General features: G+C 63.0%; 15 protein-coding genes. 9 read left to right on the top strand and 6 right to left on the bottom strand.

What is annotated here, in order from left to right:
- Positions 1–39: 39 nt before the first annotated feature.
- From amn to BT179_RS19270, 3 genes are all read right to left on the bottom strand, one after another.
- Positions 40–1539 carry an AMP nucleosidase gene (gene amn / locus BT179_RS19280; protein WP_165887859.1) on the bottom strand — a complete coding sequence of 500 codons (1500 nt, stop codon included), beginning with the start codon at positions 1537–1539 and terminating at the stop codon, positions 40–42.
- A 123-nt stretch (positions 1540–1662) separates the two neighbouring features.
- Positions 1663–3312, bottom strand: coding sequence for an acyl-CoA dehydrogenase family protein (locus BT179_RS19275; RefSeq protein ID WP_072395904.1), 1650 nt, complete (start codon positions 3310–3312; stop codon positions 1663–1665).
- Positions 3313–3386: 74 nt separating this feature from the next.
- Positions 3387–5771, bottom strand: a complete 2385-nt coding sequence (locus BT179_RS19270; protein ID WP_072431394.1) for a hybrid sensor histidine kinase/response regulator — start codon at positions 5769–5771, stop codon at positions 3387–3389.
- A 456-nt stretch (positions 5772–6227) separates the two neighbouring features.
- Here BT179_RS19270 and BT179_RS19265 point away from each other — a divergent pair, with 456 nt between their 5' ends.
- From BT179_RS19265 to BT179_RS19250, 4 genes are all read left to right on the top strand, one after another.
- Complete coding sequence (locus BT179_RS19265) at positions 6228–7025, top strand: bifunctional hydroxymethylpyrimidine kinase/phosphomethylpyrimidine kinase (protein WP_072395892.1); 798 nt, start codon at positions 6228–6230, stop codon at positions 7023–7025.
- A gap of 17 nt (positions 7026–7042) precedes the next feature.
- Positions 7043–7669 (top strand): thiamine phosphate synthase, encoded by a 627-nt coding sequence (gene thiE / locus BT179_RS19260; RefSeq protein WP_072395890.1) that lies wholly within the window; start codon positions 7043–7045, stop codon positions 7667–7669.
- 22 nt (positions 7670–7691) lie between these two features.
- Entirely contained in the window at positions 7692–8975 is a 1284-nt protein-coding gene (hemL, locus tag BT179_RS19255; protein ID WP_072395888.1) for a glutamate-1-semialdehyde 2,1-aminomutase, read from the top strand.
- 218 nt (positions 8976–9193) lie between these two features.
- Positions 9194–9748, top strand: coding sequence for a tetratricopeptide repeat protein (locus BT179_RS19250; protein WP_072395876.1), 555 nt, complete (start codon positions 9194–9196; stop codon positions 9746–9748).
- A gap of 136 nt (positions 9749–9884) precedes the next feature.
- Here BT179_RS19250 and BT179_RS19245 read toward each other — a convergent pair whose 3' ends face one another.
- Positions 9885–10214: a DUF1820 family protein gene (locus BT179_RS19245; protein ID WP_024780849.1), complete on the bottom strand. Its 330-nt coding sequence runs from the start codon at positions 10212–10214 to the stop codon at positions 9885–9887.
- Positions 10215–10347: 133 nt separating this feature from the next.
- Here BT179_RS19245 and miaB point away from each other — a divergent pair, with 133 nt between their 5' ends.
- The 5 genes from miaB to lnt all read left to right on the top strand — a co-directional run bounded on the left by miaB (position 10348) and on the right by lnt (position 15773).
- A complete protein-coding gene (miaB, locus tag BT179_RS19240; protein ID WP_165887259.1) occupies positions 10348–11676 on the top strand; it encodes a tRNA (N6-isopentenyl adenosine(37)-C2)-methylthiotransferase MiaB in 1329 nt (442 codons plus the stop codon).
- A 204-nt stretch (positions 11677–11880) separates the two neighbouring features.
- On the top strand, positions 11881–12891 hold the full coding sequence (locus tag BT179_RS19235; RefSeq protein WP_072395872.1) for a PhoH family protein: 1011 nt from the start codon (positions 11881–11883) through the stop codon (positions 12889–12891).
- Positions 12884–13342 (top strand): rRNA maturation RNase YbeY, encoded by a 459-nt coding sequence (ybeY, locus tag BT179_RS19230; RefSeq protein WP_072395870.1) that lies wholly within the window; start codon positions 12884–12886, stop codon positions 13340–13342. The genes BT179_RS19235 and ybeY overlap by 8 nt, the downstream gene beginning before the upstream one ends.
- 40 nt (positions 13343–13382) lie before the next feature.
- Positions 13383–14222: an HlyC/CorC family transporter gene (locus BT179_RS19225; protein WP_072395868.1), complete on the top strand. Its 840-nt coding sequence runs from the start codon at positions 13383–13385 to the stop codon at positions 14220–14222.
- 27 nt (positions 14223–14249) lie between these two features.
- Complete coding sequence (gene lnt, locus BT179_RS19220; RefSeq protein WP_072395866.1) at positions 14250–15773, top strand: apolipoprotein N-acyltransferase; 1524 nt, start codon at positions 14250–14252, stop codon at positions 15771–15773.
- A 169-nt stretch (positions 15774–15942) separates the two neighbouring features.
- On the opposite strand, the gene BT179_RS19215 is transcribed toward lnt, so the two are convergent.
- Together BT179_RS19215 and BT179_RS19210 are read right to left on the bottom strand one after the other, a co-directional pair.
- Positions 15943–16704 carry a YdcF family protein gene (locus BT179_RS19215; RefSeq protein ID WP_072395854.1) on the bottom strand — a complete coding sequence of 254 codons (762 nt, stop codon included), beginning with the start codon at positions 16702–16704 and terminating at the stop codon, positions 15943–15945.
- Positions 16705–16805: 101 nt separating this feature from the next.
- Entirely contained in the window at positions 16806–17126 is a 321-nt protein-coding gene (locus BT179_RS19210) for a hypothetical protein (protein ID WP_072395842.1), read from the bottom strand.
- Positions 17127–17209 lie beyond the last annotated feature (83 nt).

The raw sequence follows: 17209 nt of genomic DNA, 5'->3' as shown, positions 1-17209 counted from the left end.
CAATGCTAGTGGCCCGACCGCTAAATAACCACCGTCACATCAGCGGAACGGAGGCTCGTCGAAGCTGCGCAGCTTTCGTGAGTGCAAGGAGTTCAGCTCGGTGCGCAGCAGGTCCAGCGCGGCGATGCCGATCTTCAGGTGCTGGTTGACCGCCCGTTCATAGAACGCGTTGGCCGAACCGGGCAGCTTGATCTCGCTGTGCAGCGGCTTGTCCGAAACGCACAGCAACGTGCCATACGGCACCCGCAGGCGATAACCCTGGGCCGCGATGGTGCCGCTCTCCATATCCACCGCCACGGCGCGAGACAGGTTGATCAACGGACGTTCCTGGGCCCAGCGCAGTTCCCAGTTGCGGTCATCGTAGGTCAGTACCGTGCCGGTACGCAGGCGCTTCTTAAGCTCGTCGCCCTTCTCGCCGGTGATATTCGCCGCGGCCTGCTGGAGCGCCAGTTGCACTTCCGCCAGGGCCGGAATCGGAATGTTCGGCGGTACCACCCGGTCGAGGATGCCATCGCGGCGCATGTAGGCGTGGGCCAGGACATAGTCGCCGATGGTCTGGGACTGCCGCAGGCCGCCGCAGTGACCGATCATCAGCCAGCAATGCGGTCGCAGTACCGCCAGGTGGTCGGTAATGTTCTTGGCGTTGGACGGACCCACCCCGATGTTCACCAGGGTCACGCCATGGCCGTCGCTGGCCTGCAGGTGATAGGCCGGCATCTGGTAGCGGTGCCAGACCACGCCGGCGGCGATGGCCGAGGCTTCGCCGTGGTCCATGTTCTTGTCGATGATCACGTTGCCCGGCAGGACCATACGCACGAAACGCGGATCGCTGCGCAACTGCTCCAGGCCGTGGACGATGAACTGGTCGACATAGCGGTGATAGTTGGTCAGCAGGATCCAAGGTTGCACATGGCGCCAGTCGCTACCGGTGTAGTGCACCAGTCGGCGCAGGGAGAAGTCCACGCGGGCGGCATCGAACAGCGCCAGGGGCAGCGGGTCGGTATTTTCCCAGTCATAGAGCCCGTCGGCGATGCCGTCGGTGGCGGCCGACAGGTCTGTGCTGGGGAAAACCCGCGCCAGCACCGCTGCCGTCACGCCGGAGCCGGCCAGTTCGTCACCCTGCTCGACCACGTACGGGTACGGGATGTTCTGTTCGCTGACACCCACTTCCACGGTGACGGTAAAGTCATGCATCAGCGGGACGAGCTGTTCCAGCAGGTATTTACGGAACGCGGCAGGGTGGGTAACGGTGACGCAATAAGTGCCCGGCAGCTGGACCTTGGCGTAGGCCCGGGTGGTTTGTGGGACTTCGCCGTGGCAATGGTAGGTCAGGCGCAGGGCGGGATAGCGAAACAAGGCCCGCTGCTCGGCATCCGGTTCGATTCGATCCTTGAGGTAACGCATGAGCGCCTGGTTCAGCGCGGTGGTCGCACGCTCGTGCAGTGCCGCGAGCCGGTCTACGGCTTGCTCGGCGGTTTGAACGACAATAAACGCTTCGGTCACGATCAGCTTCCTGTGTTCTGACTTGCAGGCCTTCATCTTGCCTGCATCGCCGCCCGACGGGAACAGTGGCGTATTGGCGCGCTCGACCATTCACCCACAATTGATCTTCAGCCCCTGTGGAAGCCAGCTTGATCGCTCCCACAGGGAGAGGCGGTGTTTCTAAAAGCCATGCGGAGTCGAGCGCGCCACGATCGCCTCGACATTCAACCCCCGAGGCAGGGCTCCATACGCCCGGCCGGTCGAACCCAGGCGACTGGCGATGAAGGCATCGCTGACCTCGCTGTTCCCCGCCTCCAGCAACAGCCTGGCTTGCAGGCCCACGGCGATGTCTTCGGTCAACTGCCGGGCACGGTACTGGATGTCGTCGGTGTCCTTGAACGCCGTGTGCAGTCCCTCGATATGGGCGGCCAGGCGTTTGTCGCCGTGGCCGTCGCCCAGTTCGCTGAACAGCACTTCCAGCACCCCCGGCTCCTTGGACAGGGCCCGCAATACATCCAGACATTGCACGTTGCCGGAGCCTTCCCATGTCGAGTTGACCGGCGCTTCCCGGTACAGGCGCGGCAGGATGCTGTCTTCCACGTAACCGGCACCGCCCATGCATTCGGCGGCCTCGTTGATCATCCCGGGGGCGCGCTTGCAGATCCAGTATTTGCCCACCGCCGTCACCAGCCGGGCGAACCTGGCCTCGTGCTCGTCACTCAAGTGATCCAGCGCCCGGCCCATGCGCAGGCTCAGGGCCAGGGCGGCCTCGCTTTCCAGGGCGAGGTCGGCCAGGACGTTCTGCATCAGCGGCTGCTCGCTCAGCAACCGGCCGCCGACCTGGCGGTGCGCGCAATGATGGCTGGCCTGGGTCAGGGCCTGGCGCATCAGGGCGCTGGAACCGACCATGCAATCGAAGCGTGTCATGGCAACCATCTCGATGATGGTCGGTACCCCCCGCCCCTCTTCGCCCATCATCCAGGCCAGGGCCCCACGGAACTCGACTTCGCTGGAGGCATTGGAACAATTGCCCAGCTTGTTCTTCAACCGCTGAATGTAGAACTGATTGCGGGTGTCGTCCGGGCGGTGGCGCGGCAGCAGGAAACAGCTCAACCCCTTGTCGGTCTGGGCCAGGGTCAGGAAGGCATCGCACATCGGTGCCGAACAGAACCATTTGTGACCCACCAGCTCATAGGCCTGCCCCGGACCGCTGGCGCCCACCGGATAGGCCTTGGTGGTGTTGGCGCGCACATCGGTGCCGCCCTGTTTCTCGGTCATCGCCATGCCAAGGGTGACCCCGGCCTTGTGCGCCATGCCGACATTGCGCGGGTCGTATTCGGTGGCGAGCACTTTCGGCAGCCAGCGCTCGGCCAGGTCCGGTTGCAGGCGCAACGCCGGCACGCTGGCGAAGGTCATGGTCAACGGGCAACCGGTGCCCGCTTCGGCCTGGCTATGCAGGTAGGTCATCGAAGCCCGGGCGACGTGGGCACCGGGTTGCGGATGGGCCCAAGGCAGACTGGGCAGGCCATGCTCGATGGCGGTGCGCATCAACTGATGGTAGGCGGGATGGAATTCCACCAGGTCGATGCGGTGGCCATAACGGTCATGGCTGGAAAACACCGGCTTGTTCTGGTTGGCCAGGAAGCCCGCCTCCATCAACGGCCCACCGGCCAGCGCGCCGTACTCATCGATCCGCGCCTGTGCCCAGCCAGCGCCAAAACGCTGCGACCACTGTTGCAGCGGCAGGTCGATGCGATACAGGTTGGCACCGTCCAGGGAGGGGGGCTGATTGGTGACGTCGTGGGTTTCGGCGAACTGGTGCAGGTTCATGACGGGGCTCCTCGGTCGGCCAGCAGACATTCAGTTAAGCACCGCCTCCAGGCCGAACAAAGTGTCATACCTGCCTAAATATCGGCGCTTTCACCCTGCTTCGGACAAAGCACCCGCCGTTGCAGGATCGTCTGCAACACCTCGAATTTCACCGGTTTGCTCAGGTAATCGATCAAGGAACCCGAGGGACAGAAAGGCTGCTCCAGGGAGGGACTGACCACCAGCACCGGTACATCTTCACACCCGGCCAAGGTACGGATCTGGCAGCAGACCGCCGCCCCGTCCAGCGGGGGCGACTGGCAGTCGAGCAACACCGCATCGAAACTGTCTTGCTGCAACAGTTCCAGTGCCGCATGCCCGTTGTCGACCGTACGCACCCGATAGCCAAGCTTGAGCAACATGCCGCGCATGACCAACTGATCGACGCTATTGTCATCGGCCAACAGCACCGTGCAGTCCTGGGGCCGGCGAGCGCCCTGCCGAGCGCCGAACGAAAACGGCGTGGGCACGGACACGGGCAGTGCCGTCTCGAATTCGACGTCCAGCTGGAAACGGCTGCCACGGCCGGGCTCGGAGGTATGGGTCAAACGGCCACCGAGCAACTCCACCAGTTGCCGGCAAATCGCCAGGCCGACGCCGAGACCACCGAACTCACGGGTCATCGAGCCGTCGAGCTGGAAGAACCGCTGGTACAACGTCGCCTCGCCCAGGTCGGTGAAGCCGATGCCGGTGTCGATCACGGCGAAGGACAGCGCCCATCGATCGAGCGCCGTAGGCTTGCCACTGACTCGCAGCGCAAGGCCCCCCACCCGGGTGAACTTGATGGCATTGTCCAACAGGCACTCCAGGCATTGCGCCAGCTTGCCGCTGTCCCCCAGCAGGCGATCCACCACGCCGGATGCCACGTCAACCTTGAAATCCAGCCCCTTGGCCCCGGCATTGCTGCCGAACTGCACCTGCAGGGCATCGATCATCCCGCGAAGGCTGAACGGTGCCGGCGAAACCTTGAGCTTGCCCGCCTGCAACTCGGTGAGGGTGAGCATACCGTTGACCATGCGCATCATGTCCCGCGCCGAACCGGCGGCGGTCTGCTGGTACTGGATCAGCTCCTCCCCCATTTCGACGGTTTCCATCAGCTCCAGGGAACCGATCACACCATTCATGGGGGTACGCAGCTCGTGGGTCAGGGTGGCGAGGAATTCGTCCTTGAGCTTGTTGCCCTGGGCCAACTGCTGGTTGAGCATTTCCAGTTTCTGCCCGGCGTCGAACAGCGTCTGGGCCTGCTGTTCACGCATGGCGTTGATGCGGTCGGCCAGGGCCAGGGACAACAGCGCCACCTCGATGGCCGAGCCGATCTGGCTGGCGTACATGGTCAGGAAGACGTTCGGCAGGTAGCCGAGCACCATCATCGTGTTGACGATGCCCCCCAGCAAGAACGCCGACCAGGCGATGATGAAGTAACGAGCCACCCGCAACCCGCGCCACCAGGCGAACAACCCGGCGGCAAAGATCACCACGGTGAAGACCAGCGCCAGTAGTGTCGCCAGACGCAGTGCCAGGGCGTAGCTGGTCATCAAAGACAGGCCGATCACCACGGCGCTGTAGGCGATCAAGGCCAGCAACAGCCGGTCCATCCAGCGGCAGTACTGGGTGGTCTGCAGGAAGCTGCGGGCGAACTGGCTGCCGAACAGTCCTGCGCAACCGATGAAGAACGGCGTCGCGGCGTTGGCCCACCAGGGGCTGTCCGGCCAGAAGAACTCCACCGCCGCGCCGTTGACCGACAACTGATAGAGGCCGAACGAAGCGATGTAGACGATGTAATAGAGGTAGCTGGTGTCCCGCACGCTCAGGTAGATGAACAGGTTGTAGACCAGCATCCCCAGCAACACGCCATAGATGATCCCCAACACATACAGGCGCACCGGTTGCTGTTCGAGGTAAGCGGTGCTGGACCACAGCGTCAGCGGCGCCTGGATCGACCCCTCGCTCTGCAGGCGCAGATACACGGTCTGGCGCTGGTCGGGCTTGAAGTCCAGGCTGAAGACATAGTTGTTCTGGCGAATTTCCCGGGCGGCGAACGGCAGCGCATCGCCGGTCCGGCGAACCAGGCGATACGCTCCCGTGGCGTCCGGCAGGTACAGGTCGAGGTGGTCCAGCGGCGGATACGCCAGCTCCAGCAGCCAGGTGCGCTGGGCCTGGGGATTCTCGGGACGGTAGTGCAGGTCGATCTTCAGCCAGAACGCCGACCGTGAATAACCGGCGTTGAGGGTGTCCTTGCCATGGGGCTTGAAGCCACCGGTTGCGGCCTGGGCCATGACATCGTCGAGGGTGGCCGTGCCGTTGACGTCTTCGAAAACCTGCATGGCCTGACCCAGGGACAGGCGTTGGGTGAACTCATTGAATTCGAGGGCGCTCGCCAAGGGGGGCAAGCACAGCAGCAACATCAGCAAATAGCGCATTTAAGCCCCAGCGTGGCCTGTCCGGTTGAGTCAGGAAGCCCCCCATTCCCTGAGTAGACGTAAAACCGGCATTACCTGTTATGTGTTGGATCCATCTTTAGCATAGCCGCTGATGGCCAATCTGCACCATTGAAATTTTTCCACCAGAACGCTCTAGAACGGGCGTTTCAGCGCAATGCATTGAGCTAGAGCTGTTGCTTTGGTCAGATTGCGATGCGCCCCTGCAGCCAGGCTCGAGGGTGGCGAGGGGAATTTAGCGTTTCGCCAGGCTCTGTACGAAAAGTCTTGAGACGAAGGTCAGGCAGTGCGGGGCAGTTTTCAACGCAGCATGAACAGGCATCAAGGCTTTTGGTACAGGGCCTTGGATCCCTCGCCACACATAAATCCTGCCTGCAGCTGTTTCCCCTGCTACAGGCGTGCGCCGATCGAATGGGTTTGGTGGTAAGCTCGCGCACCATGAATATCTACAGCTCTCGCCCCGTTGTCCTCTGTCTCTCCGGCCACGACCCCAGTGGGGGCGCCGGCCTGCAGGCAGATATCGAAGCCTTGCTCGCCCAGGGTTGTCACGCCGCTGCGGCGGTTACCGCGCTGACCGTGCAAGACACGGTGAACGTGAGCGATTTCCGCGTACTCGACCGGGAGTGGGTCCTGGCGCAAGCCAATGCCGTGCTCAACGATTCGTCGGTGGCGGCAGTCAAGCTGGGCATGCTCGGCTCGCTGGAAATGGTCGACACCGTGGTCGAGCTGCTCCAGGCGCATCCGCATTTGCCGACGGTCTGCGACCCGGTGCTGCGCGCCGGCGGCGGTGGTCGCCTGGGCAAGGATGAAGTCGGCTACGCCATGCGCGAACGCCTGTTGCCCTTGTCGATCATTGCCACCCCCAATCTGCCCGAAGCCCGCATCCTCGCCGAACTGCCCGAGGGCAGCGCGGATGAATGCGCCGAAAAACTGCTGCCCTTCGTCAAGCACCTGTTGATCACCGGCGGTCATGGCGACGAACATGAAGTTCACAATCGCCTGTATAGCCGGGACGGTCGTCGCGAAACCTTTACCTGCCAGCGCCTGCCCGGCAGCTACCATGGCTCCGGCTGCACCCTGGCCAGCGCCCTGGCCGGCCGACTGGCCCAGGGCGAACAGCTTGCCAGCGCCGTGAAGACAGCCCTGGACTACACCTGGCGCACCTTGCGCGATGCCGAACAGCTGGGCAAAGGCCAGTTCGTGCCGCGTCGCCTGCCGCTGGATTTCTGCTCCTAGCACCGGAGGCCTGCTGCATGAAACTACGTGGCCTTTACGCCATCACCGATAGCCAGTTACTGGCCGGCAAGTTCCTCGCCTATGTCGAAGCGGCACTGGAAGGTGGCGTCACCCTGCTGCAATACCGCGACAAGAGCAGCGACGAAGCACGGCGCCTGCGCGAAGCCGAAGCGCTGCGCAACCTGTGCGAACGCTACAAGACCCAGCTGATCATCAACGACGATGCCGAGCTGGCTGCGCGCCTGGGCGTCGGCGTGCACCTGGGACAGACCGATGGCCCGCTGGCACCGGTGCGGGCGCTGCTCGGGCGCAAGGCGATCATCGGCTCCACCTGCCATTCCAGCCTGGAGCTGGCCGAACAGGCGGCCAGCGAGGGTGCCAGCTATGTCGCCTTCGGACGCTTCTTCAACTCCAACACCAAGCCCGGCGCGCCCAGCGCAAACCTTGAACTGCTCGAACAGGCCCGCGTCAAACTGCATATCCCGGTATGCGCCATTGGCGGCATCACCCTGGACAATGCCGCCCCGCTGGTGGCCCACGGTGTCGACCTGCTCGCCGTGGTCCACGGCCTGTTCGGCGCCGACAGCACCGCCGAGGTGACGCGCCGCGCCCGCGCCTTCAACAGCCTGTTGCACATCAACTGATTCCGATTTCGAGAGACCGACCATGTCCCGTTCCGAAACCCTGTTTGCCAACGCCCAGAAACATATCCCCGGCGGCGTGAACTCCCCCGTCCGTGCATTCAAGAGCGTCGGCGGCACCCCGCTGTTCTTCAAGCACGCCGAAGGCGCATATGTCACCGACGAAGACGACAAGCGCTACGTGGACTACGTGGGCTCGTGGGGCCCGATGATCCTCGGGCACAGCCATCCGGACGTGCTGGATGCCGTACGCCGGCAACTGGAGCACGGCCTGTCCTACGGTGCCCCGACCGCGATGGAAACCGAGATGGCCGACCTGGTCTGCTCCATCGTGCCGTCCATGGAGATGGTGCGCATGGTCAGCTCCGGCACCGAGGCGACCATGAGCGCCATCCGCCTGGCCCGCGGCTACACCGGTCGCGACAGCATCATCAAGTTCGAAGGCTGCTACCACGGCCATTCCGACAGCCTGCTGGTCAAGGCCGGTTCCGGCGCGTTGACCCAAGGCGTGCCCAGCTCGGCCGGCGTGCCGGCGGCATTCGCCAAACACACCCTGACCCTGCCGTTCAACGATCTGGAAGAAGTCGAGAAGATGCTCGGCGAAGTCGGCCAGGAAGTGGCGTGCATCATCGTCGAGCCGGTGGCCGGCAACATGAACTGCGTTCCGCCGGCCCCAGGTTTCCTCGAAGGCTTGCGCAGCCTGTGTGACCAACATGGCGTGGTGCTGATCTTCGATGAAGTGATGACCGGTTTTCGCGTGTCCCTCGGCGGAGCCCAGGCCCATTACGGGGTGACTCCGGACCTGAGCACCTTCGGCAAGATCATCGGCGGTGGCATGCCAGTGGGCTGCTTCGGCGGCAAGCGCGCCATCATGGAATGCATCGCGCCGCTGGGCCCGGTCTACCAGGCCGGCACTCTGTCGGGCAACCCGCTGGCCATGGCCGCCGGCCTGACCACCTTGCGCCTGATCAGCCGCCCCGGCTTCCACGCCGAGCTGACCGACTACACCACCCGCCTGCTCGACGGCCTGCAGATTCGTGCGGACGCCGCAGGCATCCCGTTCGTGACCACCCAGGCCGGCGGCATGTTCGGGCTGTACTTCAGCGGCGCAGACGACATCGTGACCTTCGAAGATGTCATGGCCAGCGATGCAGATCGCTTCAAGCGCTTCTTCCACCTGATGCTCGAAGGCGGCGTCTACCTGGCACCGAGCGCATTCGAAGCCGGCTTTACCTCCATCGCCCATGGCGAGGCCGAGCTGAAGATCACCCTCGATGCGGCCGAACGAGCCTTCGCTGCGCTGAAGTAAGCCTGTGGATAACTGACGCTGGCTGACACCAGCGTCAGTGATTGACGATAGCCCCCGGCCTCTTTTCCTACGCCTTTACCCCTGAAGCCGCCATTGATGCCCATCAGCAGCAGAAAAACGAGTAAAGACTTTGTAAGGATGGCCCTGCTTATTTCATAATGCGCGCTTATTGGATCCCCCGGAGGGTCCGCGCGCCCCTCAGAGGTAAGTCGATTCCCATGAACCGCACCGGCCGCACCCTTGCCCTGGGCTGCCTGTTGCTCCTTCAGCCCCTGCTGGCGAATGCACAGGCAGGCGGCAACTCGTTGTTGATCCCGGCGATGGGCCGTTGCACGCTCAACACCCAGCCACAAGATCTCGCACCGGCGCTCGACGCCTGTCGAAAAGCGGCGGACGCAGGCGATGCTCAAGCGCAATACGAGCTGGGTGAGTTCTACTACGACGGCAAGGCCGCGCCACGCGACCTCAAGCTGGCCCTCGACTATTTCGAAAAAGCCTCGCTGCAAGGCCATGCCCAGGCGCAGTTCAAGCTGGGCGGCATGTTCTTCCATGGCGAAGGCGTACCCGCCAATAACGTCCAGGCCTACATTGTCCTGAAGATGGCAGCGGTCAATGGCGCCGAAGAAGCCCTGGACACCGCCGACGAAGTCGCCGAGCAGATGCCCCGCGACGAGCTGGAAGTGGCAACCCAGGTGCTGGGACAGATCTTCCGCAAATACCTGATGGAATTGCAGAACGCCGACGGGCGCACGCCTTTTTCACCACTGCCCTGACTATTCTTCGGCCTTGATGGCCTCATCGCGAGCAAGCTCGCTCCCAAATGGGCTCTCTGTGCGCACAAGTTTGCGAGCATCGACAATCCAGTGTGGGAGCAAGCTTGCTCGCGATTGGGAGCACCTCGGTCTTGACTTACTTCTCGGGCATCGGCATCGGAAATGGCATCACGTTGCCAACCGTGCCACGGGCTTCGCTGATTTTCGGGGTGCCCAGGCGCTCCACCTCGTCGATACGCACGATCGAGTGCATCGGCACAAAACTGCGCACCACGCCTTCGAACTGTGCCTTGAGCTTTTCTTCACTCGGATCGACGACCACCTGCGTGCGCTCGCCGAAGACGAACTCTTCTACCTCCAGGAAGCCCCACAGATCGCTCTGGTAGATCTGCTTGGCGTACATCTCGAACACCTGGCCCTGGTTGAGGAAAATCACCTTGTAGATTGGAGCTTCACGTTTGGTCATGGCAGGCGAAACACATCGGCGGGTAAAAATGAGGGCGCGAACTATAGCATAGCCGTTGCTCGCACAGCGGTAGGAACCGGGGGACTTGTTCCCTATAATGCGCGGTTCTTTGAATCACGTGAGACCCAGGTCCATGGCCAAGAAGCTTTACATCGAAACCCACGGTTGCCAGATGAACGAGTACGACAGCTCGCGCATGGTGGATCTGCTGGGTGAGCACCAGGCCCTGGAAGTCACCGCGCGCGCTGAAGACGCGGACGTGATCCTGCTCAATACCTGCTCGATCCGCGAACGCGCCCAGGACCGGGTCTACTCCCAGCTCGGCCGCTGGCGCGAACTCAAACTGGCCAACCCGGAGATGGTCATCGCCGTGGGTGGCTGCGTGGCCAGCCAGGAAGGCGCGGCGATTCGTGACCGTGCGCCGTACGTTGACGTGGTTTTCGGCCCGCAGACCCTGCACCGCCTGCCGGAAATGATCGACGCGGCGCGCATCACCAAGCTGCCGCAGGTCGACGTCACATTCCCCGAGATCGAGAAATTCGACCACCTGCCCGAGCCCCGCATCGATGGCCCGAGCGCCTATGTCTCGGTCATGGAAGGTTGCAGCAAGTACTGCACTTTCTGCGTAGTGCCCTACACCCGGGGCGAAGAAGTCAGCCGGCCATTCGACGACGTGATCGCCGAGATCATCCATCTGGCGGAGAACGGCGTTCGAGAAGTCACGCTGCTGGGGCAGAACGTCAACGGTTATCGTGGCCTGACCCATGACGGCCGGCTCGCGGACCTCGCCGAACTGATCCGCGTGGTCGCGGCGGTGGACGGCATCGACCGTATTCGCTACACCACTTCGCACCCCCTGGAGTTCTCCGACAGCCTCATTCGCGCCCATGCCGAGGTGCCGGAACTGGTCAAGCACCTGCATCTACCGGTGCAATCGGGTTCCGACCGGATCCTCGCGGCCATGAAACGCAACCACACGGCGCTGGAGTACAAGTCCAAACTGCGCAAACTGCGGGCGGCGGTTCCGGGGATCTGCATCAGTTCGGACTTTATCGTCGGTTTTCCCGGCGAAACCGAGAAAGACTTCCAGCAGACCATGAAGCTGATCGAAGACGTGGGTTTCGACTTTTCCTATTCCTTTGTCTATAGCCAGCGCCCCGGCACTCCGGCGGCCGACCTGGCGGACGACACCCCCGAGGAATTGAAAAAGGAACGGCTCAACGCCTTGCAGCACCGTTTGAACCAGCAGGGTTTCGAGATCAGCCGACAAATGGTCGGTACCATCCAGCGGATCCTGGTGACCGATTACTCGAAAAAAGACCCTGGCGAACTGCAAGGACGGACCGAAAACAACCGCATCGTCAATTTCCGCTGCGACACCCCGGCCCTGATCGGCCAGTTCGCCGACGTGCACATCGACTCCGCGCAACCGCACTCCCTGCGGGGTTCGCTGGTCCAGTAACCCCCCATTGCCTGTGGGAGCGAGCCTGCTCGCGATAGCGGTGGATCAGTTGATGCCAATGTCGACAGACACTCAGCCACCGCGAGCTGGCTCGCTCCCATAGGGATAGTGTCGAGCCCTGTGATCGTTTAAGACCTTTCACACCCAGCCTACTGGCGTTATCCTTGATTTCACTTCAATTGCCCCGGGCGGCTAAAAACGACCTTGAACGCACCCATCGAACCCCATCGCTTTATCCTCGAGCCCTTTGAGGCTCGCCGCTTCGCCAATCTGTGCGGGCAATTCGACGAGCACCTGCGCTTGATCGAACAGCGCCTGGCCATCGAGATCCGTAACCGCGGAAACCAGTTCGAGCTGATCGGCGAACCCAAGCACACCACCTCCGCGGAAAACCTCCTGCGCCGTCTCTATCGGGAAACCAAAGGGAGCGAGCTGTCGCCGGACACGGTCCACCTGTTCCTGCAGGAATCGGCTGTCGAAGAACTCGACAACCACGCCCCGTCGGAACCTGCCGTGGCCCTGCGCACGAAGAAAGGCATGATTCGCCCGCGCGGCTTGAATCAACAGCGCTACGTGAAGGAAATCCTGGGCAACGACATCAACTTCGGCATCGGCCCGGCCGGTACCGGCAAGACCTACCTGGCCGTGGCTTGCGCGGTGGACGCGCTGGAGCGCGAACAGGTCCGGCGCATCCTGCTGGTGCGGCCGGCAGTCGAAGCGGGTGAAAAGCTCGGTTTCCTGCCGGGCGACCTGACCCAGAAGATCGACCCGTACCTGCGGCCCCTGTATGACGCGCTCTACGAAATGCTCGGCTTCGAACATGTCGCCAAGCTGATCGAGCGCCAGGTCATCGAGGTCGCGCCGCTGGCCTACATGCGCGGTCGTACATTGAACAACAGCTTCATCATCCTCGACGAAAGCCAGAACACCACCGTCGAACAGATGAAAATGTTCCTGACCCGGATCGGCTTCGGCTCAACCGCCGTCATCACCGGGGACATCACCCAGGTCGACCTGCCTCGTGGCACCAAGTCCGGGCTGCACCATGTGATCCAGGTGCTCAAGGACGTGCCGGGTATCAGCTTCACCCATTTCATGCCCAAGGACGTCGTGCGCCATCCACTGGTACAGCGCATCGTCGAGGCCTATGAGCGCTTCGAACAGCGCGCGGCCGAGGACACGCATGACGGCAAAGGCAATCGTCCCGATGCTTGAACTCGACCTGCAACTGGCCAGTGAACACCCCGCGCCCCAGGAAGCCCAGTTCCGCCAGTGGTGCGAGCTGGCGTTGCGCCAGCGCAGCGCCGACTCGGAGCTGACGATCCGCCTCGTGGACGAACCCGAAGGCCGCGAGCTGAACCACACCTGGCGGCAGAAAGACTACGCCACCAACGTGCTGTCGTTCCCCGCCGACGTGCCCGACGATCTGCTGGACATTCCGCTACTGGGCGACCTGGTGATCTGCGTGCCGGTGGTGGAGCGCGAAGCGGCCGAACAGGGCAAGAGCCCCGAGGCCCACTGGGCCCATCTGGTGATTCACGGCTGCTTGCATCTTCTGGGGTACGACCATATTGAAGATGAAGAAGCCGAGGAAATGGAAGCGCTGGAACGAACGTTGCTAGCTGAGTTGGGTCATCCCGACCCCTACGCCGACGACGAACACTGATACATCAACCTGTAACGACAAAGGATTCAGAGTAATCGCTATGAGCGAAGATCGATCGACCAACGGGCAGAAGTCATGGCTGGGCAAGCTCACCCAGGCTTTTGCCCATGAGCCGAAAAACCGCCAGGAGCTGCTGGAGCTGCTGCGCGATGCACACCAGAACAAACTGCTGGACAGCGAAGCGCTGGCCATCGTCGAGGGCGCCATCCAGGTCGCTGACCTGCAGGTACGGGACATCATGGTCCCGCGCTCGCAGATGATCAGCATCAAGGCGACCCAGACACCCCGCGAATTCCTGCCAGCCGTGGTGGACTCGGCCCACTCGCGCTATCCGGTGGTCGGCGAGAGTCACGACGATGTCATGGGCGTGCTGCTGGCCAAGGACCTGCTGCCGCTGATCCTCCAGGAGAACGGCGACAGCTTCAACATCAAGGACCTGCTGCGTCCGGCCACCTTCGTGCCCGAATCCAAGCGCCTCAATGTGCTGCTGCGCGAGTTCCGCGCCAACCACAACCACATGGCCATCGTCATCGACGAGTACGGCGGCGTGGCCGGGCTGGTCACCATCGAGGACGTGCTAGAGCAGATCGTCGGCGACATCGAGGACGAGCATGACGTGGAAGAAGACAGCTACATCAAGCCGTTGCCCAGCGGCGACTTCCTGATCAAGGCCCTGACGCCGATCGAGAACTTCAACGAGTTCTTCGACAGCCAGTTCTCCGACGACGAGTTCGACACCGTCGGCGGCCTGGTGATGAGCGCCTTCGGCCACCTGCCCAAGCGCAACGAAACCACGGAAATCGGTTCCTGGCGCTTCCGCATCCTGAACGCCGACAGCCGCCGGATCCACCTGCTGCGCCTGTCACCCATCGCCCGTTAAACCACTCGAGACCCGCTAAGGACATACATGCGCTGGATAACCCGCCCCGGCTGGCCCGGTAACCTGCTGGCCGTGGCGGCCGGCGCGATCACCACCCTGGCCCTGGCGCCTTTCGACATCTGGCCCCTGGCACTGCTGGCGGTGGGGTTGTTCTACGCAGGGTTGCGCGAGCTTTCCCCTCGCCAGGCCCTGGGCCGCGGCTGGTGCTTCGGCTTCGGCCTGTTTGGCGCCGGCACCAGCTGGATCTACGTCAGCATCCATAACTTCGGCGGCGCCTCGGTATTGCTTGCCGGGCTGCTGATGCTGCTGTTCGTTGCCGCCATCGCCTGGTTCTTCGCCTTGCCCGCCTGGCTCTGGGCCCGCTGGCTGCGGCGCAACGAAGCCCCGTTGGCCGACGCCCTGGCCTTCGCCGCGCTCTGGCTCGGCCAGGAGGCCTTTCGCGGCTGGTTCCTCACCGGGTTTCCCTGGATGTATTCCGGCTACAGCCAGCTCGACGGTCCGCTGGCCGGCCTCGCGCCGCTGGGCGGAATGTGGCTGATTTCCTTCACCCTGGCCCTGACCGCTGCGCTGCTGTACAACGCGCCCCGGCTGATCCGCGCCAGGCGCAAGGGATTCATCGCGGCCGGCGTGGCATTGCTGGCGGGCCCGTGGATCGTCGGCATGGCGCTCAAGGGGCATGCCTGGACCAGCCCTTCGGGCGACCCGCTGAGTGTCGCGGCGATCCAGGGCAACATCGAACAGAACATGAAGTGGGACCCCGATCAGCTCAACGCCCAACTGGCCCTGTACCGCGACATGAGCTTCGCCTCCAAACGCGTCGACCTGCTGATCTGGCCGGAAACGGCGGTCCCGGTGCTCAAGGAATCTGCCCAGGGCTATCTGGACATGATGGGCAACTTCGCCGCCGAGCGGCAATCGGCGCTGATTACCGGCGTGCCGATTCGCCAACTGGTGCGCCACGAGAAGCGCTATTTCAATGGCATCACCGTGACCGGCGAAGGCGACGGCACCTACCTGAAGCAGAAGCTGGTGCCGTTCGGCGAATACGTGCCCCTGCAGGACCTGCTGCGGGGCCTGATCGCGTTCTTCGACCTGCCCATGTCGGATTTCGCCCGCGGCCCGTCCGACCAGCCATTGCTGCAGGCCAAGGGTTACCAGATCGCGCCGTTCATCTGCTATGAAGTGGTCTATCCAGAATTCGCCGCAGGCCTGTCGGCCCGCAGCGACCTGCTGCTGACCATCAGCAACGACACCTGGTTCGGCACGTCCATCGGCCCCTTGCAACACTTGCAAATGGCCCAGATGCGTGCCCTGGAAGCCGGTCGCTGGATGATCCGCGCCACCAACAACGGCGTGACCGGCCTGATCGACCCCTTTGGGCAAATCACCGCACAGATCCCTCAATTCGAGCGAGGCATCCTCTATGGCGACGTGGTGCCGATGCATGGACTGACACCGTACCTGCAATGGCGCTCGTGGCCATTGATCATCCTGTGTGTGTTGCTGGTGGGCTGGGCGCTGATGGCGGGGCGGATGGCCAAGACCGTCTAAGGCCTTTTCCCGCCCCCATGGAGAGCGGCTTTATCCCCGCTGGGGCGCGAAGCGCCCCCCATTCAAACTGTCTGGCACACCACAGTGTCGGTTCTTTTTCGGGGCTGCTTCGCAGCCCAGCAGGGATAAAACCCCCTCGCCACAGACAGGCCATTCATCACAAGGCCGTTCAGCGATAGAACAACCAATACCCCACCAGCCCCACCGCCTCGTTCATCAACTGCCCTGATTGCCAGATCGACTTGAACTCCGGCATCCAGCCACCCAGCGGTCGCGCATTGTCCTGCCCCAGGAAACCCACCGGCGCCGGCACCACTTCAAATCCCGACCGTTCGAAGCTCATGACCGCCCGTGGCATGTGCCACGCCTGGGTCACCACCACGACCCGCTTGATACCCGCCGGCAGCAGGATCTCGGCGCTCATCCGGGCATTTTCCCAAGTGGTGCGGCTGCGCCCTTCCTGCCAGCGCACGGTGACGCCGAAATCTTCCCGCATCGAATCGGCCATCAACTGTGCCTCGGAGGGCGGGCTGCCGTAGTGCAGGCCGCCGGAGGTCAGCACCGGCAGTCCCGAGGCCTTGGCCAGGCGCGCCGCATAACGCTGGCGCTCCAGGCCGACACCAGTGGGCTGGTCGGCGCCCCAGGCCAGGTCGCCGCGCTCGCGGCCCGAGCCCAGTATCACGATGGCATCGGCCCGCTGGGCCAGACCTGCCCATTCGCTGTGCAGCAAAGGCGGTTCGCGCTCCAGGGCCTTGGCACTCCACTGCACCACCACCGGCAGGCTCATCAGCCAGAAACCGCCCAGCCCCACGATAAAACACAGGCGGGCCAGGCGCGGCCGGGAATCACGCCACCACCAGGCAAGCGCCAGCAACAGCAACAGAAGGCCGGGAGGTAATAAAAGCTGTTTGATGAAATAGCGAAACGGCATCGGGCATCTCCATAGATGCCCGAAGCCTAGGTGGGTTGACGCAAAGCGACAACTGATTCGAAAAGACCTTGAATCAAAAAAGCAACACGCGTGAATCCGGCTTACTTGAACTGCATGGACCGGACCTTTGCAGCATCCTTGTCGGGCGTCCGATCCTTGAGCCAGACAACCTTGGCCGAACGGGGCGCATCGAGACGCTGGAGTACCTGGGCCCCGCTTGTGCGGGCCTGATGTCCGACCTGTTCGAGGTAAGCCTTGACCAGTTCGAACTCTGCGGGGCTCAAGCCACGCAGTTCCAGCTCTGCCGGACGCTCATCACGCAAGCGACCGGCGGTTCTTGCAGCGTCCAGGGCCACCCCGAGACGATCGATCAGTTTTTCATACAACTCCGGTGTAGCGACTTTTCGTTGTGATTCAACCATCCCTCACCTCATTGAAGATAAGACTCACTCCCCATTGAGAAGCTTAGCTTCGCTGGGCAAACCGGCAGGACGCCGCGACCAAC

It is taken from the genome of Pseudomonas sp. NFACC43 (assembly GCF_900119645.1).
Lineage (GTDB): Bacteria > Pseudomonadota > Gammaproteobacteria > Pseudomonadales > Pseudomonadaceae > Aquipseudomonas.
The sequence above is the reverse complement of the archived record's forward strand: the minus strand, read 5'-3'. Positions and strand labels throughout refer to the sequence as shown.